We start from the raw sequence: 19596 nt of genomic DNA, 5'->3' as shown, positions 1-19596 counted from the left end.
TCACCCGGGTTTCGAGACGCGTCGCCGCTCCGCGTCGGCGCTCCTCAACCAGCGGGGAGGCTCAGACGGAGAAGTACTTGGCCTCGGGGTGGTGGAAGACGAACGCGTCGGTCGACTGCTCGGGGTGCAGCTGCAGCTCCTCGCTGAGCACGACGCCCATGCGCTCGGGGCGCAGCAGCTCCACGACCTTGCGGCGGTCCTCCATGTCGGGGCACGCCGGGTAGCCGAGCGAGAACCGCGCGCCGCGGTACTCGAGCTTGAAGAGGCCCGCCGTGTCGGTCGGGTCCTCGCCCGCGAAGCCGAGCTCGGAGCGGATGCGCGCGTGCCAGAACTCGGCGAGCGCCTCGGTGAGCTGCATCACGAGGCCGTTGACCTCGTAGTAGTCGCGGTACTTGTTCTCGGCGAAGAGCTTCGCGGTGAAGTCGTCGATCTTCGCGCCCGCCGTGACGAGCTGCACGGGCAGCACGTCGACCTGCCCCGACTCGCGCGAGCGCACGAAGTCGGCGAGGCACAGGTGCCGGTCGCGGCGCTGGCGCGGGAAGTGGAAGCGCAGGCGGTCGGTGCCGAGCGCGCCACCCGAGCCGCCGTCGGGCGCGAGCAGCCCGGGCGTACCGAGCACGCCCGTCGGGTCGTCGCCGTGGTGCAGCACGACGACGTCGTCGCCCTCCGACACCACCGGGAAGAAGCCGTACGCCACCGAGGCATCCAAGAGCCCCTCGGAGAGGATGCGGTCGAGCCAGTAGCGCAGGCGGGGCCGACCCTCGCGCTCGACGAGCTCCTCGTAGGTGGCGCCGTCCTCGCCGCGACCCGGCTTGAGGCCCCACTGGCCCATGAACGTCGCCCGCTCGTCAAGGAACGCGGCGTAGTCGGCGAGCGCGATGCCGCGCACGATGCGGGTGCCCCAGAACGGCGGGGTCGGCACGGGGTTGTCGGTCGCGACGTCCGACCGTGCGGGCATGGCATCGGGCTCGGTCAGGGTGAGCTTCGAACCCGAGGCGTGGATGCGCTTCTTGAGCGGGGGCAGCCCGACCTCGTCGGGATCGGCGCCGCGGGCGATCTTCACGAGCGGCTCCATGAGCGCGAGCCCCTCGAACGCGTCGCGCGCGTAGCGCACCTGGCCCTCGAACAGCCCGGCCAGGTCGTCTTCGACGTAGGTGCGGGTGAGCGCGGCCCCGCCGAGGATGACGGGCCAGCGTTTCGCGAGCCCCCGCTGGTTCAGCTCGAGCAGATTCTCTTTCATGACGACGGTCGACTTCACGAGCAGGCCCGACATGCCGATGACGTCGGCGTCGTGCTCTTCAGCCGCCTTGATGATGTCGGCGATCGGCTGCTTGATGCCGAGGTTGATGACGTCGTAGCCGTTGTTCGTGAGGATGATGTCGACGAGGTTCTTGCCGATGTCGTGCACGTCGCCGCGCACGGTCGCGAGCACGATGCGGCCCTTGCCCGAGGCGTCGGACTTCTCCATGTGCGGTTCGAGCAGCGCGACCGCGTTCTTCATGACCTCGGCCGACTGCAGCACGAACGGCAGCTGCATCTCGCCCGCGCCGAACCGCTCGCCGACGACCTTCATGCCCTCGAGCAGGTGGTCGTTGATGATGCCGAGCGCGGTCATGCCGTTCTCGAGCGCCAGGTCGAGGTCGGCGTCGAGTCCCTTGCCCTCGCCGTCGATGATGCGGCGCTCGAGCCGCTCGCCGACGGGCAGCGCCGCGAGCTCGGCGGCGCGCTGGTCGCGCAGCGCCGAGGTGTCGACGCCCGCGAACAGGTCGAGCATGCGGGCGAGCGGGTCGTACGTCACGTTGCCGTCGGCGTCGAACTCGCGGCGGTCCCACACGAGGTCGAGCGCGACCTCGCGTTGCTCGGGCGACAGCGAGGCGAGCGGCACGATCTTCGCGGCGTCGATGATGCCCGAGCTGAGACCCGCCTCGACGGCCTCGTGCAGGAACACCGAGTTGAGTACGCTGCGCGCGGCCGGGTTGAGCCCGAACGACACGTTCGAGACGCCGAGGGTCGTGTTGATGCCCGGGTACTTCGCGGTGATGCGGCGGATCGCCTCGATCGTCTCGATCGCGTCGCGCCGGGTCTCCTCCTGACCGGTCGCGATCGGGAAGGTCAGGGCGTCGACGATGATGTCCTCGACGCGCATGCCCCACGCACCGGTGAGCTCGTCGACGAGGCGCGACGCGATCGCGACCTTGCCGTCGGCCGTGCGGGCCTGGCCCTCCTCGTCGATCGTGAGGGCGACCACGGCCGTGCCGTGCTCCTTCACGAGCGGCATGATGCGACCGAACCGGCTGGTCGCGGCATCCCCGTCTTCGTAGTTGACCGAGTTGACGACCGGGCGCCCGCCGATGAGCTCGAGCCCCGCGCGGATCACTTCGGGCTCGGTCGAGTCGACGACGAGCGGCAGGGTCGACGCGCTCGCGAAGCGCGACACGACCTCACGGATGTCGGCGACGCCGTCGCGACCGACGTAGTCGACGCACACGTCGAGCAGGTGGGCGCCCACGCGGGTCTGCGACTTCGCGATCTCGACGCAGTCGTCCCAGCGACCCTCGAGCATCGCCTCGCGGAACGCCTTCGACCCGTTCGCGTTCGTGCGCTCGCCGATCGCGAGGTACGACGCGTCCTGCTGGAACGGCACGTGCTGGTAGAGCGACGCGACGCCCGCCTCGGCGACCGGATGCCGCGTCGCCGACTCGGCTTCGAGCGGCCGCAGCTTCTCGACGACCGCCGCGAGGTGCTCGGGCGTCGTGCCGCAGCAGCCGCCCACGAGCGCGAGCCCGAACTCGTCGACGAACTGCGCGTGCGCGGTCGCGAGCTCGGCGGGGGTCAGCGGGTAGTGGGCACCGTTCGCGCCGAGCACGGGCAGGCCGGCGTTCGGCATGCATGCGATCGGCACGCGCGACTGCTTCGACAGGTGCCGCAGGTGCTCGCTCATCTCGTCGGGCCCGGTCGCGCAATTGAGGCCGATCGCGTCGACGCCGAGCGGCTCGAGCGCGGTGAGCGCCGCCCCGATCTCGGAGCCCATGAGCATGGTGCCCGTCGTCTCGACGGTGACCTCGACGAAGATCGGCAGCCGCACGCCGCGACGCACGATCGCGAGCTTGCACGCGTTGACCGCGGCCTTCGTCTGCAGCAGGTCCTGGCTCGTCTCGATGAGGAACGCGTCGGCCCCGCCCGCGATGAGGCCCTCGGCCTGCAGCGCGAACGTCTGCTTGAGGTGGTCGTACGTCGTGTGGCCGAGGCTCGGCAGCTTCGTGCCCGGCCCCATCGACCCGAGCACCCAGCGCATCCGGCCGTCGTCGGCCTCGGATGCCTCGACCCGCGCGCGTGCGATGCGGGCGCCCGCCTCGGCGAGCTCGAAGATGCGCTCGTCGATGCCGTAGTCCGACAGGTTCGACCAGTTCGCACCGAACGTGTTCGTCTCGACCGCGTCGATGCCGACCGCGAGGTACGCGTCGTGGATGCCGCCGATCACGTCGGGCCGGGTGACGTTGAGCACCTCGTTGCAGCCCTCGTGCCCCTCGAAGTCGACCTCGAGCGAGAGGTCGTGCTGCTGCAGCATCGTGCCCATCGCACCGTCGGCGATGACGACCCGGGTCGCGAGCGCCTCGAGCAGTGCCTCGGCGCGGGCCGTGCGCGGCACCGGGTCGATGTCGAGTTCGAATCTGGGCGCGCCCGTGGCGGGACTTGCAGTGGGGCTCACATCGCGAGTGTAGTCACGCGGCCCGGGCGCCGCCCGCCCCGTTACGCACGGGGTCGGGCGGCGCCGGGATGTGCTCAGCGCGACAGCGTCAGCTCGACGGTCGAGCCGGGCTTCGCGGTGATGCGCAGCGCCTGCCGCTTCGCGTCGTAGTGCGCCTTGCCGCCGCTGACCTCGACGTCGGGCGCCTGGGCGTACGCCGAGCGCGGCACCCAGATCTCGCTCGGGCCGGCGCCCGCCGTGTAGCTCAGGGCGTACTCGCCGGTCGCAGCGTCGAAGTGCTCGGTGCCGGGCACGCCCGCGATCGCACGGGCGTACGGTCCGAAGGCGGGCTCGTTGCCGGGCGCCGCGGTGCCGTCGGCGTCGAGCGCGCAGTAGCCGCCCGAGGCGCTGCGGCACCAGTAGAACATCGCCCAGCCGCTCGCGAAGCGCTCCATCGAGTCGACCTGCGCCGTGACGAGGGCGGCGTTGCCGGGCGTGCGCGAGTTCGGCACGCCCCACTCGCCGACGATCGTCGGCATGCCGTTGGCGCTCGGGTAGGCCGAGATGGCGGCCTCGTAGTTCTCGACGAAGCCGTCGTCGCCGGGCCAGTCGCCGCCCTCTTCGACGCCGGTGTTGTAGAAGTGCGGGGCATAGCCGATGCGCGGTTCGCCCGCCCGCGGGTCGTCGAACGAGCGAAGCTGGGTGGGCACGCCGTAGCCGACGAGCACGGTCGGCTCGACGAACAGCCATGCGTCGTCGTCGACCGTGCGGATCGCGCCGATCAGCCGGTCGTACATGTCGCTGAGCTGCGTCGCCTCGATGCGACCCGACGCCGTCGCCAGGTCTTCGCCCTCGAGGAACTCGCCGAAGGGCTCGTTGAAGAGGTCGTAGCCGAGCAGGCTCTCGTGACCCTCCAGTCGGTCGGCGAGCTTCACCCACAGCTGCTCCTGCGCGGCACGCAGGTCGGCGTCCTCGTAGAGGTGGGTGAATGCCCGCATGACCGCCGGCTGGAAGTAGTCGTTGAACCAGTTCGACGGGTCCATCTCGTAGGGCAGGCCGTCGGTGCGGGTCGCCCACGCCGGGATGCCGCCGTGGTCGAAGGCCGGACCGTACACGTCCTGGTGCATGTCGAGCATGACGTGCACGCCCTCGCGGTCGGCGGCGTCGAGCACCGACTCCACGTAATCGAAGTACGCCTCGTCATAGGCGCCCTGCTCGGGCTCGAAGTACTCCCACTGCACGATCAGGCGCAGGAAGTTGAAGCCCTGGTCGGCCATCGCCGCGACATCCTCGGCGGTGACGCGATCGGTCTTCCACTTGCCGGCGTTGAAGCCGCGCAACTGCAGCGCACGGCCCCGGTCGTCGGTGATGAAGATGCGGCCGTCGGCCGCCGTGGCGGTGTCGCCAGGGCTGGCGGATGCCGCGTGGCCGGCGGCGGCCGCCGGCTGGGCGGCGCTCGTGGCCGGTGCGGCCGAGGCGGCCGTGGGAACGGCGAGGCTCGCGGTCAGCGCCAGCGCGAGTGCGGCGCCGGCTCGATGCAGGGTGGAAGGCACGTCTGGGGTACTCCTTGCGCGTCGTTGCGGGTCGGGATGCGAGGAGCCTACGACCAAGTGGGTCAAATGTCCAAGTACGGCTCAGCGGCCGCTCACCCGACCCCACCGAGTCGCCGAAAGATGTCGTTCATCGCGCCGGGAAGCGCACTTCTTGGCGACTCGCAGCGCGGGAAGGGACCGGAACGGCGTGCGGGGTACGAACGGGCGGACGTTCGGCGTCATCGGGGGACACGACCGGCGCCATGCGGTAACAACATCGAAACGGCCGTTCCCCCCGTCCGGGGTGCGGTGTTAGCCTCGCGACACCGTGCCCGGCGACCCCGGGCATTCCCACGAAGGAGTGCAAGTGAAACGACGCACCATGCTCGCCGTCACCGCGGCGAGCGCGACGATGATGACGGGGCTCGCATTCGGCCCCGCCGCAGTGGCCGCACCACCGGCTCACGACCCGGGCGCCGCCCCGGCCGCAGCGCAGCGGCTCGACAACCGGCCCGGGCCCCTCACGAAGTCGCAGAACGAGCGGCGCGAACTCGCGCAGCAGCTCGTGCGGCAGGGCAAGGCCTCGCCGAACGACGACGGCGTCGTCGCACTCGGCGCCGACAAGTTCGCCGAGACCGCCGTCTCGGGCGTCGGCCGGGTCTTCACGATCCTGTCGGAGTTCGGCGCCCAGGGCAGCGGCAAGCTCGGCACCGTGCCCGGGCCGCTCCACAACGAGATCCCCGAGCCCGACCGCACCCAGAACAACAGCACGCACTGGATGGAGGACTTCAACCAGGCGAGCTACGAGGACCTGTTCTTCGGCGAGGGCGAGTCGTTCGCCGACTTCTACTCGAAGCAGTCGGCCGGCAACTACACCGTCGACGGCGAAGTGGCCGACTGGGTGCAGGTGCCCGGCAACGCCTCGACCTACGGCGACAACTCGGTCGAGGACTACGGCGGCGCCTGGAAGTTCATCGCCGACACCGGCAACGCCTGGTACAACGAGCAGAAGGCGGCCGGCCGAACCGACGCCGACATCAAGGCCGAGCTCGCCACGTTCGACGTGTGGGACCGCTACGACTACGACGGCGACGGCGACTTCGACGAGCCCGACGGCTACCTCGACCACTTCCAGGCCGTGCACGCCGGCGAGGGCGAGGACGCGGGCGGCGGCGCCCAGGGCGAAGACGCCATCTGGTCGCACCGCTGGTACGTGAACTCGACCGACTACGGCACGACCGGCCCCACCGTCGACGGCACCCAGGTGAAGTTCGGCGGCACGCAGATCGGCGACACCGGCTACTGGATCGGCGACTACACGGTCGAGGCCGAGAACGGCGGCCTCGGCGTGTTCGCGCACGAGTACGCGCACGACCTCGGCCTGCCCGACTTCTACGACACGAACGGCGGCGAGAACTCGACCGCGTTCTGGACCCTCATGTCGAGCGGCTCGTGGCTGAATCACGGCACAGTCGACATCGGCACCACGCCCAACTACATGGGCCCGTGGGAGAAGATGCAGCTCGGCTGGCTCGACTACGCGGTCGTGAACGAGGGCGACTCGGGCTCGTACACCCTGAGCCCGGCCGCCCTGCAGACCGACGGCCAGGAGCAGGCGCTCGTCATCGACCTGCCCGATGAGGAGATCGAGCAGACGTACACGACGCCGTACTCGGGCTCGAACGCCTGGTGGACCTCGAGCGCCGACGACCTCAACACGACGCTGACCCGCACGCTCGACCTGAGCTCGGTGAAGTCGGCGACCGTCACGGCCAAGGCCTGGTACGACATCGAGGCCGGCTACGACTACTTCTACGCGGAGTACTCGACCGACGGCGGCGCGACCTGGCTGCCGGCCGGCAAGTCGCTGAGCGACACCTCGAACGGCAAGTGGACGACGCTGCGCTACTCGGTGCCCGGCGGCAACGCCGACACCCAGTTCCGGTTCCGCTACCAGTCCGACGGCGGCGTGCACCTCGCCGGCGCGTTCCTCGACGACATCGTCGTGAAGTCGGGCGGCACGACCCTGCTGAGCGACGACGTCGAGACGGGTGAGAACGGCTGGGTCGCCGACGGCGGCTTCACGATCAGCGACGGCACGGCCACCTCGACGGGCGATCGCTACTACCTCGCCGAGAACCGCACGTACGTCGGCTACGACGACACCCTGCGTACGGGTCCGTACCAGTTCTCCGAGGGCATCACGCGTCCCGACTGGGTCGAGCACTTCGCCTTCCAGGAGGGTCTGCTCGTCTGGGCGGTCAACGAGGCCTACACCGACAACAACACGATCGACCACCCCGGCGACGGCCTCGCGCTGCCCGTCGACGCGCGGTCGGCGAAGTTCACCTACCCCGACGGCACCGCGCCGAGCAACCGGCGCCAGCCGTTCGACGCGACCTTCGGCCTGAAGGACTTCACCGACGTGGTGCTGCACAAGCAGGTCGTGGTCGGCAAGGGCAAGAACCAGACGGTCGAGTCGGTCGGTGCCCCGGCCCCGGGCGAGGCGCAGGACGCCACGTTCGACGACTCCGACGTCAACGCGTTCAACGATCCGTCGAACCCGCTCGGCGGCGTCAAGGTCGCCGGCGAGGGCGTCACGGTCACCGTCACCTCGCAGGTGACGGGCGGCACGATGGGCGTCGACGTGAACTACCCCGCGAACTAGCCTCGGCTGCTCGCACGAACGGGCCCGCCTCCTCGAGGAGGCGGGCCCGTTCCCGTTCCCGGGCGACCGCGGCAGGATGCTCCGACCCACGCCGCGCGGCCGGTCGCGTCGGTCCCGCGATTCGCCGCGGCCCGGTCGTACGCTCTCCCTGAGCCGTTGCGAAGGGGGAATCCGATGGCCGAGCCCGTGTACCCGCCGCCGCCCTCCGACGCGCTCAACACGATCGAGGACATGCGCGACGCGGTGTTCTTCGACGAGCCGGGTCGCGTGCAGCGCGTGCGCCGCTTCTGGATCCTGCTCGTGCTCTCGTCGGCCATCGCGGCGAGCGGCGTCGTCGGCGACTCGACCGCGACCGTCATCGGCGCCATGATCGTCGCGCCCATGATGCTGCCCATCCAGGGCACGATGCTCGCGACCGTGCTCGGCGAACGCGTCAACTTCGGCCGGTCGCTCTTCACCATGATCGCCGGCGCCGTCGCGGCGATCGCGATCGGCTACCTCGTGGGGCTGCTCGTCATCGTTCCCCAGACGGCGGCGACGAACCCGCAGATCGCCGAGCGCGCGACGCCCGACCTCATGAGCCTGTTCGGTGCGCTCGCGACCGGCGCGGTCGCCTCGATCGCGCTCGTGCGCAAGGACATCTCCGACACGCTGCCGGGCGTCGCGATCGCGATCTCGCTCGTGCCGCCGCTCGTCGTGGTCGGCGTCGCCGCCGAATCGGCCGACTACGCCGCGTCGATCGGCTCGCTGCTGCTCTTCGTCGCGAACGTCGCGGCGATCCTCGCCACCGGCGTGGTCGTGATGGCGTTCTACCACGTGCAGCGGTGGGGGTCGTTCGCGGTCGGCGAGGCGACTCCGATCACGACGGCGACCGGCACGCTGCGGCCGCTCGCGACCGTGAACCGTCGCCGCTCGCACATCACGATCGCCGTGCTGCTCGTGCTCATCGCGATTCCGCTCGGCATCACGACCTACCGCACGGTCACGACGACGACCGAGTCGTCCGACGTCGACACCGTCGCGAGGTCGTGGGCCGACGCCGAGGATCTCGAGGTCATCGACATCGCGACGGAGTCGCCGGGCTACGTCGTGCGGGTGACCGGGGGCGACGCGATGCCCGAGGTCTCGTCGCTGCGCACGTCGCTCGAGGCCGACGGCATCGACCCCTCGACCGTCGCGGTCGAATGGGTGCCGACGACGCGCGTCGTCGTCGGCGGCTGAGGCGTCACCGCAGCATTCCCGCCGCGAACGACGAGCTCAGCGCGAGGCGAGCCACCCGCCGAGCACCGCGCGGAACGCGTCGGGCTGCTCGACCCACGGGTAATGCCCGCACGCCTCGAGCCACGCGAGGTCGGCGCCGATGGCCTCGGCGTACGCCTCGACCGTGCGCACCCCGACGAGGATGTCGTCGTCGCCGGCGATCACGAGGGCCGGCCGCGCGGGCGCGCGGCGAATGCGCTCGACGGCGTCGTCGGGGATGTCGGTGAAGTACGCCTCGAGCGCGGCGAGCGACCACCCGCCGACCGCGGCATGCTGCTGCTCACGCTCGGTCCAGCGGGCGTAGCCGGCCGGCCCCTCGAGCTCGCGGGCCAGCTCGAACTCGGCCTGGTCGCGCGGCTCGGGGCCGGTGAGCGACTCGAGCGCGCGATCGATGAGCGGGTCGTTCCGGCGGCGGCCGATCTCGACGCCGTCGCGCGGCACCTCGGTGAACCAGGCCGCGGCCGGCGTGACGAGTGCGAGCCGGCGCACGCGCTCGGGGGTTCGCGCCCACGCGGCGAGCGCGAGCCGTGTGCCGGCCGAGTGGGCGACGACGTCGGCCGCGGCGAGGCCGAGGTGGTCGGCGAGGTCGACGAGGTCGTCGGCGTCGGTCCACCAGCCACGAGAGAGCCCTCCCGTGCTCGGCGTGCCGCGCGGATGCAGCACGGCGAGCGTGCGCCCGGCGGCGTCGGCGGCGCCCGCGAGGTCTTCGAGGTACTCGGCGCCGCGGCACGGTCCGCCGGGGACGACGACGGCTGCGGCATCCTCGTTCGACGGCCCGATCAGGTGGAAGGCGATCTCGCGTCCGTCGCGCGCGGTGAAGGTCTGCACCCGCCCGACGATAGCCGACGAGCGCGGCACGACGCTCGACGGCGACGACGCCGGTCGGCGCGCCGGCGCCTGCTCCGGCGCCTGCGGCGTCAGCCCATGCCCGCGCCGCCGACGTCCGGTCCGGAACCCTCGCGCTCGCGCGCGAGTCGGTGTTCGCGATTGCGTCGTTCGAGCTCGACACGCTCTGCCACGGGATCTTCGGAGGGCGACTGCCTTCGGAGCCCGATCGAACGCACGATCATCACCACGACGAGGAGCACGGCGAACCCGATGACGACCCAGAACACTACGTCCATGGCGGACCTCCGCTCGAGCGGTCGGGTCGCCGCCGAAGCTACGCCCGTCGGCCGCCGCCCGCAATCGATCGCGGACGAGCGGACACGCGAACGGGCCCGCCTCCGAGGAGGCGGGCCCGTTCCTGCGGCGCGGGGCAGGGGTGCGCCGCAGTCCGCGCATCGAGCGGCGGCGGGGTCTGCGCGGTACTAGCCCGCGAGCAGGGTGAGCGAGTCGATCACGCGGTTCGAGAAGCCCCACTCGTTGTCGTACCAGGCGACGACCTTGATGTGGCGGCCGTCGACGCGGGTGAGCTCGGCGTCGAAGATCGACGAGTGCGGGTTGCCGACGATGTCGCTCGAGACGAGCGCCTCGTCGGAGAACTCGAGCACGCCCTTGAGGGGGCCCTCGGCCGCGGCCTTGTAGGCGGCGAGCACCTCGTCGCGGGTGACGTCCTTCGAGACGGTCGTGTTGAGCTCGACGATCGAGCCGACCGGCACGGGCACGCGCATCGAGTCGCCGTTGAGCTTGCCGTCGAGCTTCGGCAGCACGAGGCCGATCGCCTTCGCGGCGCCGGTCGACGACGGCACGATGTTGACGGCGGCGGCGCGGGCGCGGCGGGCGTCGGAGTGCGGGGCGTCCTGCAGGTTCTGGTCCTGCGTGTACGCGTGGATGGTCGTCATGAAGCCGTGCTCGATGCCGGCCAGGTCGTCGAGCACCTTCGCGAGCGGCGCGAGGGCGTTCGTGGTGCACGACGCGTTCGAGACGATCGTGTGCAGCTCGGCGTCGTAGGCCTCGGTGTTGACGCCGTAGGCGAGGGTGACGTCGGCGCCCTTCGACGGGGCCGAGACGAGCACCTTCTTCGCGCCGGCGGCGAGGTGCGCCTTGGCGGCCTCGGCGTCGGTGAAGCGGCCGGTCGACTCGAGCACGACGTCGACGTTCAGCTCGCCCCACGGCAGCTTCGCGGGGTCGCGCTCGGCGAGCACCTTCACGCGGCGGCCGTCGATCACGAGCACATCGCCGTCGACCTCGACGGGGTAGCCGAAGCGGCCCGCGGTGCTGTCGTACTTGAGCAGTCGGGCGAGGGCGGCCGGGTCGGTGAGGTCGTTGACGGCGACGAGCTCGAGGTCGGCGCCGCGCTCGACGAGGGCGCGCACGACGTTGCGGCCGATACGTCCGAAACCGTTGATGGCGATGCGGGTGGTCATTGCGGGGTGGGTCCTTTCAGTCCGCGATGGTTCCACTCTGCGCCTCGGAGGCCGTGAGCACGAGTGGCAAGCCGGACAGTGCTCATAAGAATCTCGCCAACCCCGCCGGGCTGCCCGATAGCCTGAACGCATGCCCTACGCCCCGCTCGCCGACGCCCGCGAAACCGAACGCCTCAGCCTGCGGCTGTGGGACGAGTGGGATGCCTCGGGCTACCGGTCGCTCGTGCAGGAACGCGAGGAGGCCCGGGCCGAGCGCGAGGGCGATCCGGTGCGGCGCGACGCACTGCTGAGCCTCGACGAAGCGCGGGCCGAGGTCACCGGCGCCCGTGAGAACGCGCCCGGGCGAGGCATCCACTGCCTCACCCTGCGGCGGCACGGCAGCGACGAGTTCCTCGGCTACTGCGGACTCGTCGTCGGCCGGTCGACGATCGACGAACCCGAGCTCGCGTACGAGCTGCTGCGCAGCGCGCACGGGCACGGCTATGCGACCGAGGCGGCGGCCGCCGTGGTCGACGCGGCCCGCGAGACCGGCCGCGAACGGCTCTGGTCGACCGTGCGCGCGTGGAACGCCCCGTCGTTCCGGGTGCTCGACAAGCTCGGGTTCCGACGCGACCACTCGACGGGCGACGAGCTCGGCGAGATCGTCTGGAGCGTGCTCGACCTGTAGGTGCGTCCGTCGGCCCCGCGTGCTCGCCGGTCTACTCGCCCCGCGCGAAGGTCTCGCGGTAGTCGCTCGGCGACGTGCCGAGGATGCGCTTGAAGTGCAGCCGCAGGTTCGCGCCCGTGCCGAGCCCGGCGCGCGACGCGATCTGCTCGACGCCGAGGTCGCTGCGCTCGAGCAGCTCGCGGGCCATGTCGACCCTCGCGCGCAGCACCCACTGCATGGGCGTGTAGCCGGTGTCCTCGACGAATCGACGTGAGAAGGTACGCGGCGACACGTTGGCGTGGCGGGCGAGGTCGCCGAGGGTCAGCGGTTCGTCGAGGCGCCGCAGCGCCCACTCGCGGGTCGCGGCGAACACCGGCCCGAGCTCGGGCGGCAGGCTGCGCGGCACGTACTGCGCCTGGCCGCCCGATCGGTAGGGCGCCGCCACGAGTCGCCGCGCGGCGTGGTTCGAGACGCCGACGCCGTGGTCGCGGCGCACGAGGTGCAGGCAGAGGTCGAGCCCGCTCGCGGCGCCGGCGCTCGTGAGCACCTGGCCCTCGTCGACGAAGAGCACGTTCGAGTCGACATCGATGAGCGGATGCCTCGCCGCGAGCACCTGCGTGTAGTGCCAGTGCGTCGTGGCGCGGCGCCCGTCGAGCAGCCCGGTCGCGGCGAGCGCGAACGCCCCCGTCGAGATCGCGGCGAGCCGGGCGCCGCGCGCATGCGCGGCCCGCAGCGCGTCGACGACCGCTGCCGGAGGGTCGTCGCGATCGGGGTGCCGGTAGCCGGGGATGAAGACCGTCTCGGCCCACTCGAGCGCCTCGAGCCCGTCGGCCACGTGGTACGAGAGACCGTCGCCGCCCGTCACGAGCCCGGGCGCCGCACCGCAGACGCGCACCTCGTACGGCATGCTCGCGCGCGTGGAGAACACCTGGGCGGGAATGCCGACGTCCAGCGGCTTCGCCCCCTCGAGCACGAGCACGGCGACACGGTGGTTGCGACGGGACGGAGAACTCATCTGGCAAGGATGCCACGGATCGCAAGCAGCGTGCCATCCGGTGCCGGCTGCGACGCCGACGGCTCAGCGCGGTGATGCCGCGGCGGGGATGCGCATCGTGAAGCGGCAGCCGCCGCCGTCGTTGGCGACGGCGACCGACCCGTCGTGCAGCTCGGCGATGCGCCGCACGATCGAGAGGCCCATGCCGGCGCCGCCGCCCGGTGCGGCGTCGGCCTCGGACTGGCCGGGCGTGCGGGCGGCGGTGCCGCGCCAGCCGGGCTCGAACACCCGCGCGAGGTCGGCATCGGGGATGCCGCCGCAGCCGTCGCGCACCGAGATCTCGATCGCGGACCCGACGCGCTCGACGTGCACCTCGACCGCTCCGCCCGCCGGGGTGTGCCTGATCGCGTTGACGACGAGGTTCTCGACCGCCCGTGCGAGCCCGCCGGCGTCGGCGGCGACGACCACGTCGCCCCGGGCATCGCCGCTCAACCCCACCGATGCGGCCTCGGCGAGCGGCGCGGTCGACGCGAGCACGTCGGAGGCGACGTCGCCGACATCGGTCGGCGAACGCTCGATGCCGATGCCCGGCGCGTGCAGCCGCGAGTACGCGAGCAGGTCGTCGACCATGGCGCTCATGCGGGCGTTCTCGGCGAGGATGCCGCGCAGCGCGTCGTCCGGCGGGGTCACGCCGTCCTCCCCGGCCTCGGCGAGCGCGCGCACGGCCGCGAGCGGGGTGCGCAGGTCGTGCGAGATCCACGCGATGCCCTCGCGCCGCCGGGCCTCGGCCGCGGCATCCCGTTCGCGGGCGGCGACGGCGGCCGCCCGCTCCTCGCCGAGGCGGTGCGTGCGCACCGCGGAGACCAGGCCGACGGCCAGCGCAGCGGGCACCGCCGCGACGATGAGCCACAACACGGCCGACACGGCCGCGTCGGGCAGCAGCATGGTCTGCACGCTCGTCGCGACCCCGCCGGCGAGCGCGGCGACCACCGCGAGCGGACCGAGCACGGCGGCGAGCGCCGGGCGGCGCCGCGCCACCGCGAGTACGACGAGGGCGCCGATGAGGCCGATCGCGGTCGCGACGAGCGCGGCGACGGCGAGCGACGGCAGCGGGTCGGCGGGGAGCGCGGCGGCCGTCATGCGCCGTCCCATCGGTAGCCGACGCCGAAGACCGTCACGAGGCGTCGCGGGCGGGCCGGGTCGTCCTCGATCTTCTCCCGCAGCCGTCGCACGTGCACCGTGACGGTCGACAGGTCGCCGACCTCCCACCCCCACACCTCGCGGAGCAGCGACTCCCGGTCGACGACCGCCCCGGGATGCCCGAGGAACCACTGCAGCAGCCCGAACTCGCGCACGGTGAGCGACAGCTCGCGGCCGTCGCGCCAGGCCCGGTGGGCGACGGGGTCGAGCCCGATGCCGTCGCTCTCGAGCACGGTCGGCACCCGATCGCCCGTGCCGGTCCGGCGCAGCACCGCCTGCACCCGCAGCACGAGCTCGCGCGGGCTGAACGGCTTCACGATGTAGTCGTCGGCCCCGGCCTCGAGGCCCAGCACCCGGTCGTCCTCCTCGCCGCGCGCCGTGAGCATGAGCACCGGCACACCCGGATGCGAGACGCGCAGCCGGCGGCACACCTCGAGCCCGTCGACACCGGGCAGCATGAGGTCGAGCACGACCGCGTCGGGCCCCGACCGGTCGGCGACGGCGAGCCCGCTCGGCCCGTCGGACGCCCGGTCGACGGCGAAGCCGGCGCGCTCGAGATAGGCCACCACCACGTCAGCGACGGTGGCGTCGTCGTCGACCACCAGCACGCGTGCCACGAGGCCAGCGTAGAGCCGGGCGACGCGCATCGGACCCATGGGGCCCGGGCTCGACGCATCCGTCAGCACCTCGTAAGGCGCGTCACGACCTCGTAAGGGGAAGGTAAGGGCCACGTCATGGTGTTCGCGCACCGCACGGGCTGGACTGGCGGTGCGGCCGCGGAAGCGACCGCGCGGCCCGGCGGCTCACGACGGGCCGGTCGACCGGCCGGACCCGCTCCGGCGGAGAGGAACCACCATGTCCCGACGAACCCGCATCCTGTTCGCGAGCGCCGGCGCCGCCGCGCTCGCCCTCGCCCTCGTGCCGACGGCCGCGAACGCGGCGGGCTCCGGCGGCGTCACCGGCGCCGCCTTCTACGTCGACGGCGCGCAGTACCGCACCGTGGCGACCCCGAACGACCTGTCGGGCACGGGCGCGCCGGCGCACTCGTTCGACGTCATCTACGACTTCGGCGGCGCCCAGCCGAACGTCGCGACGGCCGCTCCCGGCGACCGCGACTTCAACGGCGGGCGCTGGATGGTGCACGCGCTCGGATTCCCCGGCGGCTACGCCGCGGCCCTCGAGGTCGGCGATGCCGACGGCGACGGCGTGCTCGACTCCGACGCCGAGCTCATGACCGCGCTCGACGCGGGCGCCGCCGTCGACCTCGGCGTCGTCAAGTCGTTCACCTGCCCGGTGATCCCGCTGCACGGCTGACGTGGCACCGCCTCGCCCGCCACGCCTCGCCTCGCGCCGGCGTGGGCTCAGAGCAGCCCGCGCCGGGCGAGGCCGCGGTAGAGCTCGTCGATGCCGAGGGTCCACGGCGCCACCGTCTCGGCGTGGCGCACCCGGTTGACGAGCGCGCCGAGCCTCGGCTCGCGGATCGTGACGACGTCGTCGAGCTTGTGCGTGAAGCCGTGGCCGGCCTCGTCACGATCCTGGATCGGCGCGAAGAGCGTGCCGAGGTAGAGCACGAACCCGTCGGGATAGCTGTGGTGCGCACCCACCGTCTGGGCGACGAGGTCGGCCGGGTCGCGGCTGATGCGCTCGAGCGGGCTCGACGCCTCGAGGCGGAACCCGTCGGCGCCGGCGACCGTCAGCGTGACGACCGCGCGCCGCACGTCGTCGAGGCCGTACCCGGCATCGAAGAGGCGGATGAACGGGCCGACCGCCGCCGACGCATTGTTGTCCTTCGCCTTGCCGAGCAGCAGCGCCGAGCGGCCCTCGATGTCGCGCAGGTTCACGTCGTTGCCGAGCGTCGCGCCGACGATCCGGCCGTCGGAGGCGACGACGAGCACGAGCTCGGGCTCGGGGTTGTTCCAGACCGACGTCGAGAGCACGCCGACGTCGGCGCCCGAGCCGACCGTCGAGAGCACCGGAGCCTTCGTGAAGACCTCGGCGTCGGGGCCGATTCCGACCTCGAGGTACTGGCTCCAGAGGCCCTGCTCGATGAGCAGCCGCTTGAGGGCGGATGCCTCGGCCGAACCGGGCACGAGGTCGTCGAGCGACCCGCCGATGGTCGCGAGCACCTCGTCGCGCACGTCGGCCGCGGAGTCGACGGCCCCGAGGGCCCGCTCCTCGATGATGCGCTCGATCATCGACACCGGGAACGTCACCCCGGCCGCCTTCACGACGTGCAGGTCGATCGGCGAGAGCAGCCACGGCCGGCCCGGGTCGCGCACGTCGTCGGGCGTGTTCGCGACGATCTCGGCGAGCGTGCCGAGCACGGGGCCCTCGGCCGCGGCGAGGGCGGCGGCCGGGTCGGGCAGCTCGGTGAGCGCACGCATCGTGGCGAATCGCCGGCTCACGTCGACGACGCCGGCCTCGCGGATCGCGACGACGCTCGGGCCGCCCGCGGCGGGATCGAAGACGCGGCCGGCGAGCGTGCCGGCCGTGCCGTCGGCCGGCAGCATCGCGGCGGCATCGGCGGTGGGGTGCTGGTTCGCTCCGTCGGTCACGGTTCGAGCATCCCAGCATCGGGGGCTCGCCGCACCCGCGTCAGCCGCCGCGCGCCCGTACGATCGGAGCATGAGCGACCCCGACCGACCGTGGTGGACCGGCGAGGACAGCGTCGGCGGCATCGGCTTCGCCCGCTTCTTCGCATGGACCGGACTGCTGCTGGGCGCGGGTGCCCTCGTCATCGCCCTGTTCGCGCCCCTCGAGGGGCAGGCGCTGCGCTGCGTGTGGACCGTCGGCTTCGGCTGTGCGGCGATCTGGGTCGCCGGGATGTCGATGCCGCGGTATCGGCGGGCGGGCGTGCGCGTCTCGTGGACGGTGCGCACGGCGTTCGTGCTCGGCGGGCTCGCGGTGCTCGTCGCCGGCTACGCGTTCGTCGTGATCTGGCTCGCGTCCGCGGGCATCGACCTGCCGGCGCCCGGCTACTGGCTCGCGCCCGAGGCACCCCCGGTCGGCGTGAACGCCTCCCCGGCGGCCGAGTAGCGACGCCGTTCGCAGATGCCTCCCCCTCCCATCGTTCCTCGTCGGGCGGGAGTATCTCTCCGGAGAATCGGTGGTGGAGCAGAGTTGCAGAGCATTTCTGCGGGGAGATTCCCCACGCCCCGAGACCCGGTGGCCCGGGTGCGGCTCACCGGTTCTCGATACGCGTGCTCCTGCGTCGCTCGCTACTCGACCACCGGAGGGGTGACGCTCCTCAACGAGCGGAGGTCGCGTCGAGCGCCGCGAGCACGCGCGGAACCGAGCCGCCGAGGTTCCACTCGTCGGCGAGGCGCCCGAGCTCGGCGCGCCGCTCGCCCGTGACCGGGCGCAGGCGCGCATCGACCTCGGGCAGGTCGAGGTCGCGCACGACCTCGACGACCGTCGGTGCGACGGCGAGGTAGTCGGCGGCGGCCACGAGCTTCGTGCGCACGCCGGCCGCCATCTTCACCGACGGGTCGGCCGCGGCCGCGACGATGCCGTCGAGGTCGACGTACTGCTGGATGAGCCCCGCCGCGGTCTTCTCCCCCACGCCCGCGACGCCCGGCAGCCCGTCGGAGTTGTCGCCGCGCAGCGTCGCGAAGTCGGCGTACTGCTCGGGCAGCACCCCGTACTTGCCGACCACGACCGCGTCGGTCACGATCTCGAGCTTCGACATGCCGCGCGCCGTGTTGATGACGCGAACGGATGCCGCGTCGTCGACGAGCTGGAAGAGGTCGCGATCGCCCGTGACGATGTCGACGGGCCGGCCGGCACCCGTGGCGAGCGTGCCGATGACGTCGTCGGCCTCGTGCTCGGCGGCGCCCACGATCGGCACCCCGATGAGGCCGAGCACCTCGCGGATGAGCGGGATCTGCGCGACGAGCCCCGGCGGCGTCTCCTCGACGTCGACCCCGCCGGGCACAGCGCGCTCGACGCGGTGCGCCTTGTAGGTCGGAATGAGCTCGACGCGCCAGGCGGGCCGCCAGTCGTCGTCCCAGCAGGCGATGAGCTCGGTCGCCTCGAAGTCGACGGAGAGCCGCGCGATCATGTCGAGCAGCCCGCGCACGGCATTCACCGGAGTGCCGTCGGCCCGCCTGATCGAGTCGGGCACACCGTAGAACGCACGGAAGTAGAGCGAAGCGGTGTCGAGGAGCATCAGTCGGTCGGCCACACCGCGATCATGGCACGGACCTCCCCCGGCTCGTCGCCGGCACAGCCAGAATGGAACCCATGGGGATCAGCTCCACGCTCCGCGCCGCGAAGCGCCCGCCGCTGCTGCAGGTCGCGAAGGCGTCGGTCGCGACGATCGCGGCGTGGCTGGTCGCCGGCTGGTTGATCCCCGGCCAGCTGCCGGTGTTCGCGGCGATCGCGGCCCTGCTCGTCGTGCAGCCGAGCGTCAACCAGTCGTTCGGCAAGGCCGTCGAGCGCTCGGTCGGCGTCATCCTCGGCGTGCTCATCGCGACCGCGATCTCGCTCACGGTCGGGCAGAACAGCTGGATCATCCTCGTCGCGATCGTCGTCGCCATGCTCGTCGCGTGGGCGCTCAAGATGACCCCCGGCACCTCGAACCAGGTCGCGATCAGCGCGATGCTCGTGCTCGCGCTCGGGTCGTCGTCGCCCGAGTACGCGTTCGACCGGGTGATCGAGACGCTCATCGGCGCGGCGATCGGCATCGTCGTCAACGTGGCCGTCGTGCCGCCCGTCGCCGTGGCCCCCGCCCGCCGCGACCTCGCGTTGCTCGGCGGCGAGCTCGCGGCATCCCTCGACCGCCTCGCCCACGCCCTCGAGACGCCGCAATCGGCCCCGCAGATGCAGCAGCTGATGCTCGAGGCCCGCCTCATGCGACCGATGCGGGATGCCGCGGACGCGGCGATCACCGCCGGCGAGGAGTCGCTCACCCTGAACCCCCGGCGCTCGGCGCACCGCACCGACCTCACCGAGATGCGCGCGCTCATCGAACGGCTGAGCCCGATCGTCACCCAGGTGATCGGCATGACCCGGGCGACGTTCGACCACTACGACCCGTCGCTCGCCGAGGAGCCGACCGTGCAGGCGATCGCCGAGCAGCTGCGCCGCGCCGCGCACGACGTGCGCCTCGCGGTGCACCTCGCCGACGTCGACCCCGAGCCGATGACCTCGGCGATCCCGGCGCTCACCGCACCGCTCGTCGTCGCGCCGCCCCGATCGGGGCACTGGATCCTCATCGGCTCGCTCATGGAGGACCTGCGCCGCATCCGCGGCGAGCTGCTCGCACCGTCGGTCGAGTAGGCGCGCAGCGCCGTATCGA

General features: G+C 72.3%; 16 protein-coding genes. 6 read left to right on the top strand and 10 right to left on the bottom strand.

What is annotated here, in order from left to right; all coding sequences use genetic code 11:
* Positions 1-61 precede the first annotated feature (61 nt).
* Positions 62-3709, bottom strand: coding sequence for a methionine synthase (gene metH, locus AC3RJ6_RS08780; RefSeq protein WP_491426633.1), 3648 nt, complete (start codon positions 3707-3709; stop codon positions 62-64).
* Positions 3710-3783: 74 nt separating this feature from the next.
* Complete coding sequence (locus AC3RJ6_RS08775; RefSeq protein ID WP_491426632.1) at positions 3784-5241, bottom strand: cellulase family glycosylhydrolase; 1458 nt, start codon at positions 5239-5241, stop codon at positions 3784-3786.
* A gap of 346 nt (positions 5242-5587) precedes the next feature.
* Between AC3RJ6_RS08775 and AC3RJ6_RS08770 the strand changes: the two genes are divergently transcribed.
* Positions 5588-7888, top strand: a complete 2301-nt coding sequence (locus tag AC3RJ6_RS08770) for an immune inhibitor A domain-containing protein (RefSeq protein ID WP_491426631.1) — start codon at positions 5588-5590, stop codon at positions 7886-7888.
* A gap of 174 nt (positions 7889-8062) precedes the next feature.
* Complete coding sequence (locus AC3RJ6_RS08765; RefSeq protein ID WP_491426630.1) at positions 8063-9109, top strand: DUF389 domain-containing protein; 1047 nt, start codon at positions 8063-8065, stop codon at positions 9107-9109.
* 36 nt (positions 9110-9145) lie between these two features.
* Here AC3RJ6_RS08765 and AC3RJ6_RS08760 read toward each other — a convergent pair whose 3' ends face one another.
* The 3 genes from AC3RJ6_RS08760 to gap form a co-directional block, all read right to left on the bottom strand.
* Entirely contained in the window at positions 9146-9976 is an 831-nt protein-coding gene (locus AC3RJ6_RS08760; RefSeq protein ID WP_491426629.1) for an alpha/beta fold hydrolase, read from the bottom strand.
* Positions 9977-10065: 89 nt separating this feature from the next.
* Complete coding sequence (locus AC3RJ6_RS08755) at positions 10066-10236, bottom strand: hypothetical protein (protein ID WP_491426628.1); 171 nt, start codon at positions 10234-10236, stop codon at positions 10066-10068.
* A 222-nt stretch (positions 10237-10458) separates the two neighbouring features.
* Positions 10459-11457, bottom strand: a complete 999-nt coding sequence (gene gap, locus AC3RJ6_RS08750; RefSeq protein ID WP_491426626.1) for a type I glyceraldehyde-3-phosphate dehydrogenase — start codon at positions 11455-11457, stop codon at positions 10459-10461.
* A gap of 130 nt (positions 11458-11587) precedes the next feature.
* On the opposite strand from gap, the gene AC3RJ6_RS08745 reads away from it, so the two are divergent.
* On the top strand, positions 11588-12124 hold the full coding sequence (locus AC3RJ6_RS08745) for a GNAT family N-acetyltransferase (RefSeq protein ID WP_491426624.1): 537 nt from the start codon (positions 11588-11590) through the stop codon (positions 12122-12124).
* Between the two features lie 31 nt (positions 12125-12155).
* Here AC3RJ6_RS08745 and AC3RJ6_RS08740 read toward each other — a convergent pair whose 3' ends face one another.
* The 3 genes from AC3RJ6_RS08740 to AC3RJ6_RS08730 all read right to left on the bottom strand — a co-directional run bounded on the left by AC3RJ6_RS08740 (position 12156) and on the right by AC3RJ6_RS08730 (position 14914).
* A complete protein-coding gene (locus AC3RJ6_RS08740) occupies positions 12156-13118 on the bottom strand; it encodes a GlxA family transcriptional regulator (RefSeq protein WP_491426623.1) in 963 nt (320 codons plus the stop codon).
* A 63-nt stretch (positions 13119-13181) separates the two neighbouring features.
* Complete coding sequence (locus AC3RJ6_RS08735) at positions 13182-14237, bottom strand: sensor histidine kinase (protein ID WP_491426621.1); 1056 nt, start codon at positions 14235-14237, stop codon at positions 13182-13184.
* Positions 14234-14914 carry a response regulator transcription factor gene (locus AC3RJ6_RS08730; RefSeq protein ID WP_491426620.1) on the bottom strand — a complete coding sequence of 227 codons (681 nt, stop codon included), beginning with the start codon at positions 14912-14914 and terminating at the stop codon, positions 14234-14236. The genes AC3RJ6_RS08735 and AC3RJ6_RS08730 overlap by 4 nt, the downstream gene beginning before the upstream one ends.
* Before the next feature lie 238 nt (positions 14915-15152).
* Between AC3RJ6_RS08730 and AC3RJ6_RS08725 the strand changes: the two genes are divergently transcribed.
* Positions 15153-15611: a hypothetical protein gene (locus AC3RJ6_RS08725; RefSeq protein ID WP_491426619.1), complete on the top strand. Its 459-nt coding sequence runs from the start codon at positions 15153-15155 to the stop codon at positions 15609-15611.
* Positions 15612-15658: 47 nt separating this feature from the next.
* On the opposite strand, the gene AC3RJ6_RS08720 is transcribed toward AC3RJ6_RS08725, so the two are convergent.
* Positions 15659-16852: a fumarylacetoacetate hydrolase family protein gene (locus tag AC3RJ6_RS08720; RefSeq protein WP_491426618.1), complete on the bottom strand. Its 1194-nt coding sequence runs from the start codon at positions 16850-16852 to the stop codon at positions 15659-15661.
* Positions 16853-16922: 70 nt separating this feature from the next.
* Here AC3RJ6_RS08720 and AC3RJ6_RS08715 point away from each other — a divergent pair, with 70 nt between their 5' ends.
* Entirely contained in the window at positions 16923-17333 is a 411-nt protein-coding gene (locus AC3RJ6_RS08715) for a hypothetical protein (protein ID WP_491426617.1), read from the top strand.
* Between the two features lie 211 nt (positions 17334-17544).
* Here the strand turns inward: AC3RJ6_RS08715 and AC3RJ6_RS08710 are convergent, their stop codons facing one another.
* Positions 17545-18480 (bottom strand): 5'-3' exonuclease, encoded by a 936-nt coding sequence (locus tag AC3RJ6_RS08710; RefSeq protein ID WP_491426616.1) that lies wholly within the window; start codon positions 18478-18480, stop codon positions 17545-17547.
* Positions 18481-18539: 59 nt separating this feature from the next.
* On the opposite strand from AC3RJ6_RS08710, the gene AC3RJ6_RS08705 reads away from it, so the two are divergent.
* On the top strand, positions 18540-19577 hold the full coding sequence (locus tag AC3RJ6_RS08705) for an FUSC family protein (protein WP_491426615.1): 1038 nt from the start codon (positions 18540-18542) through the stop codon (positions 19575-19577).
* Positions 19578-19596 lie beyond the last annotated feature (19 nt).

This window comes from Agromyces cucurbitae (assembly GCF_058349945.1).
The sequence above is the reverse complement of the archived record's forward strand: the minus strand, read 5'-3'. Positions and strand labels throughout refer to the sequence as shown.

What these genes read in the sequence shown, in the direction of transcription:
- AC3RJ6_RS08725 (WP_491426619.1), top strand. Translation starts at nt 15,153, where the DNA reads ATGTCCCGACGAACCCGCATCCTGTTCGCGAGCGCCGGCGCCGCCGCG.
- AC3RJ6_RS08715 (WP_491426617.1), top strand. Translation starts at nt 16,923, where the DNA reads ATGAGCGACCCCGACCGACCGTGGTGGACCGGCGAGGACAGCGTCGGC.
- AC3RJ6_RS08735 (WP_491426621.1), bottom strand. Translation starts at nt 14,237, where the DNA reads ATGACGGCCGCCGCGCTCCCCGCCGACCCGCTGCCGTCGCTCGCCGTC.
- AC3RJ6_RS08765 (WP_491426630.1), top strand. Translation starts at nt 8,063, where the DNA reads ATGGCCGAGCCCGTGTACCCGCCGCCGCCCTCCGACGCGCTCAACACG.
- AC3RJ6_RS08705 (WP_491426615.1), top strand. Translation starts at nt 18,540, where the DNA reads ATGGGGATCAGCTCCACGCTCCGCGCCGCGAAGCGCCCGCCGCTGCTG.
- AC3RJ6_RS08740 (WP_491426623.1), bottom strand. Translation starts at nt 13,118, where the DNA reads ATGAGTTCTCCGTCCCGTCGCAACCACCGTGTCGCCGTGCTCGTGCTC.
- AC3RJ6_RS08745 (WP_491426624.1), top strand. Translation starts at nt 11,588, where the DNA reads ATGCCCTACGCCCCGCTCGCCGACGCCCGCGAAACCGAACGCCTCAGC.
- gap (WP_491426626.1), bottom strand. Translation starts at nt 11,457, where the DNA reads ATGACCACCCGCATCGCCATCAACGGTTTCGGACGTATCGGCCGCAAC.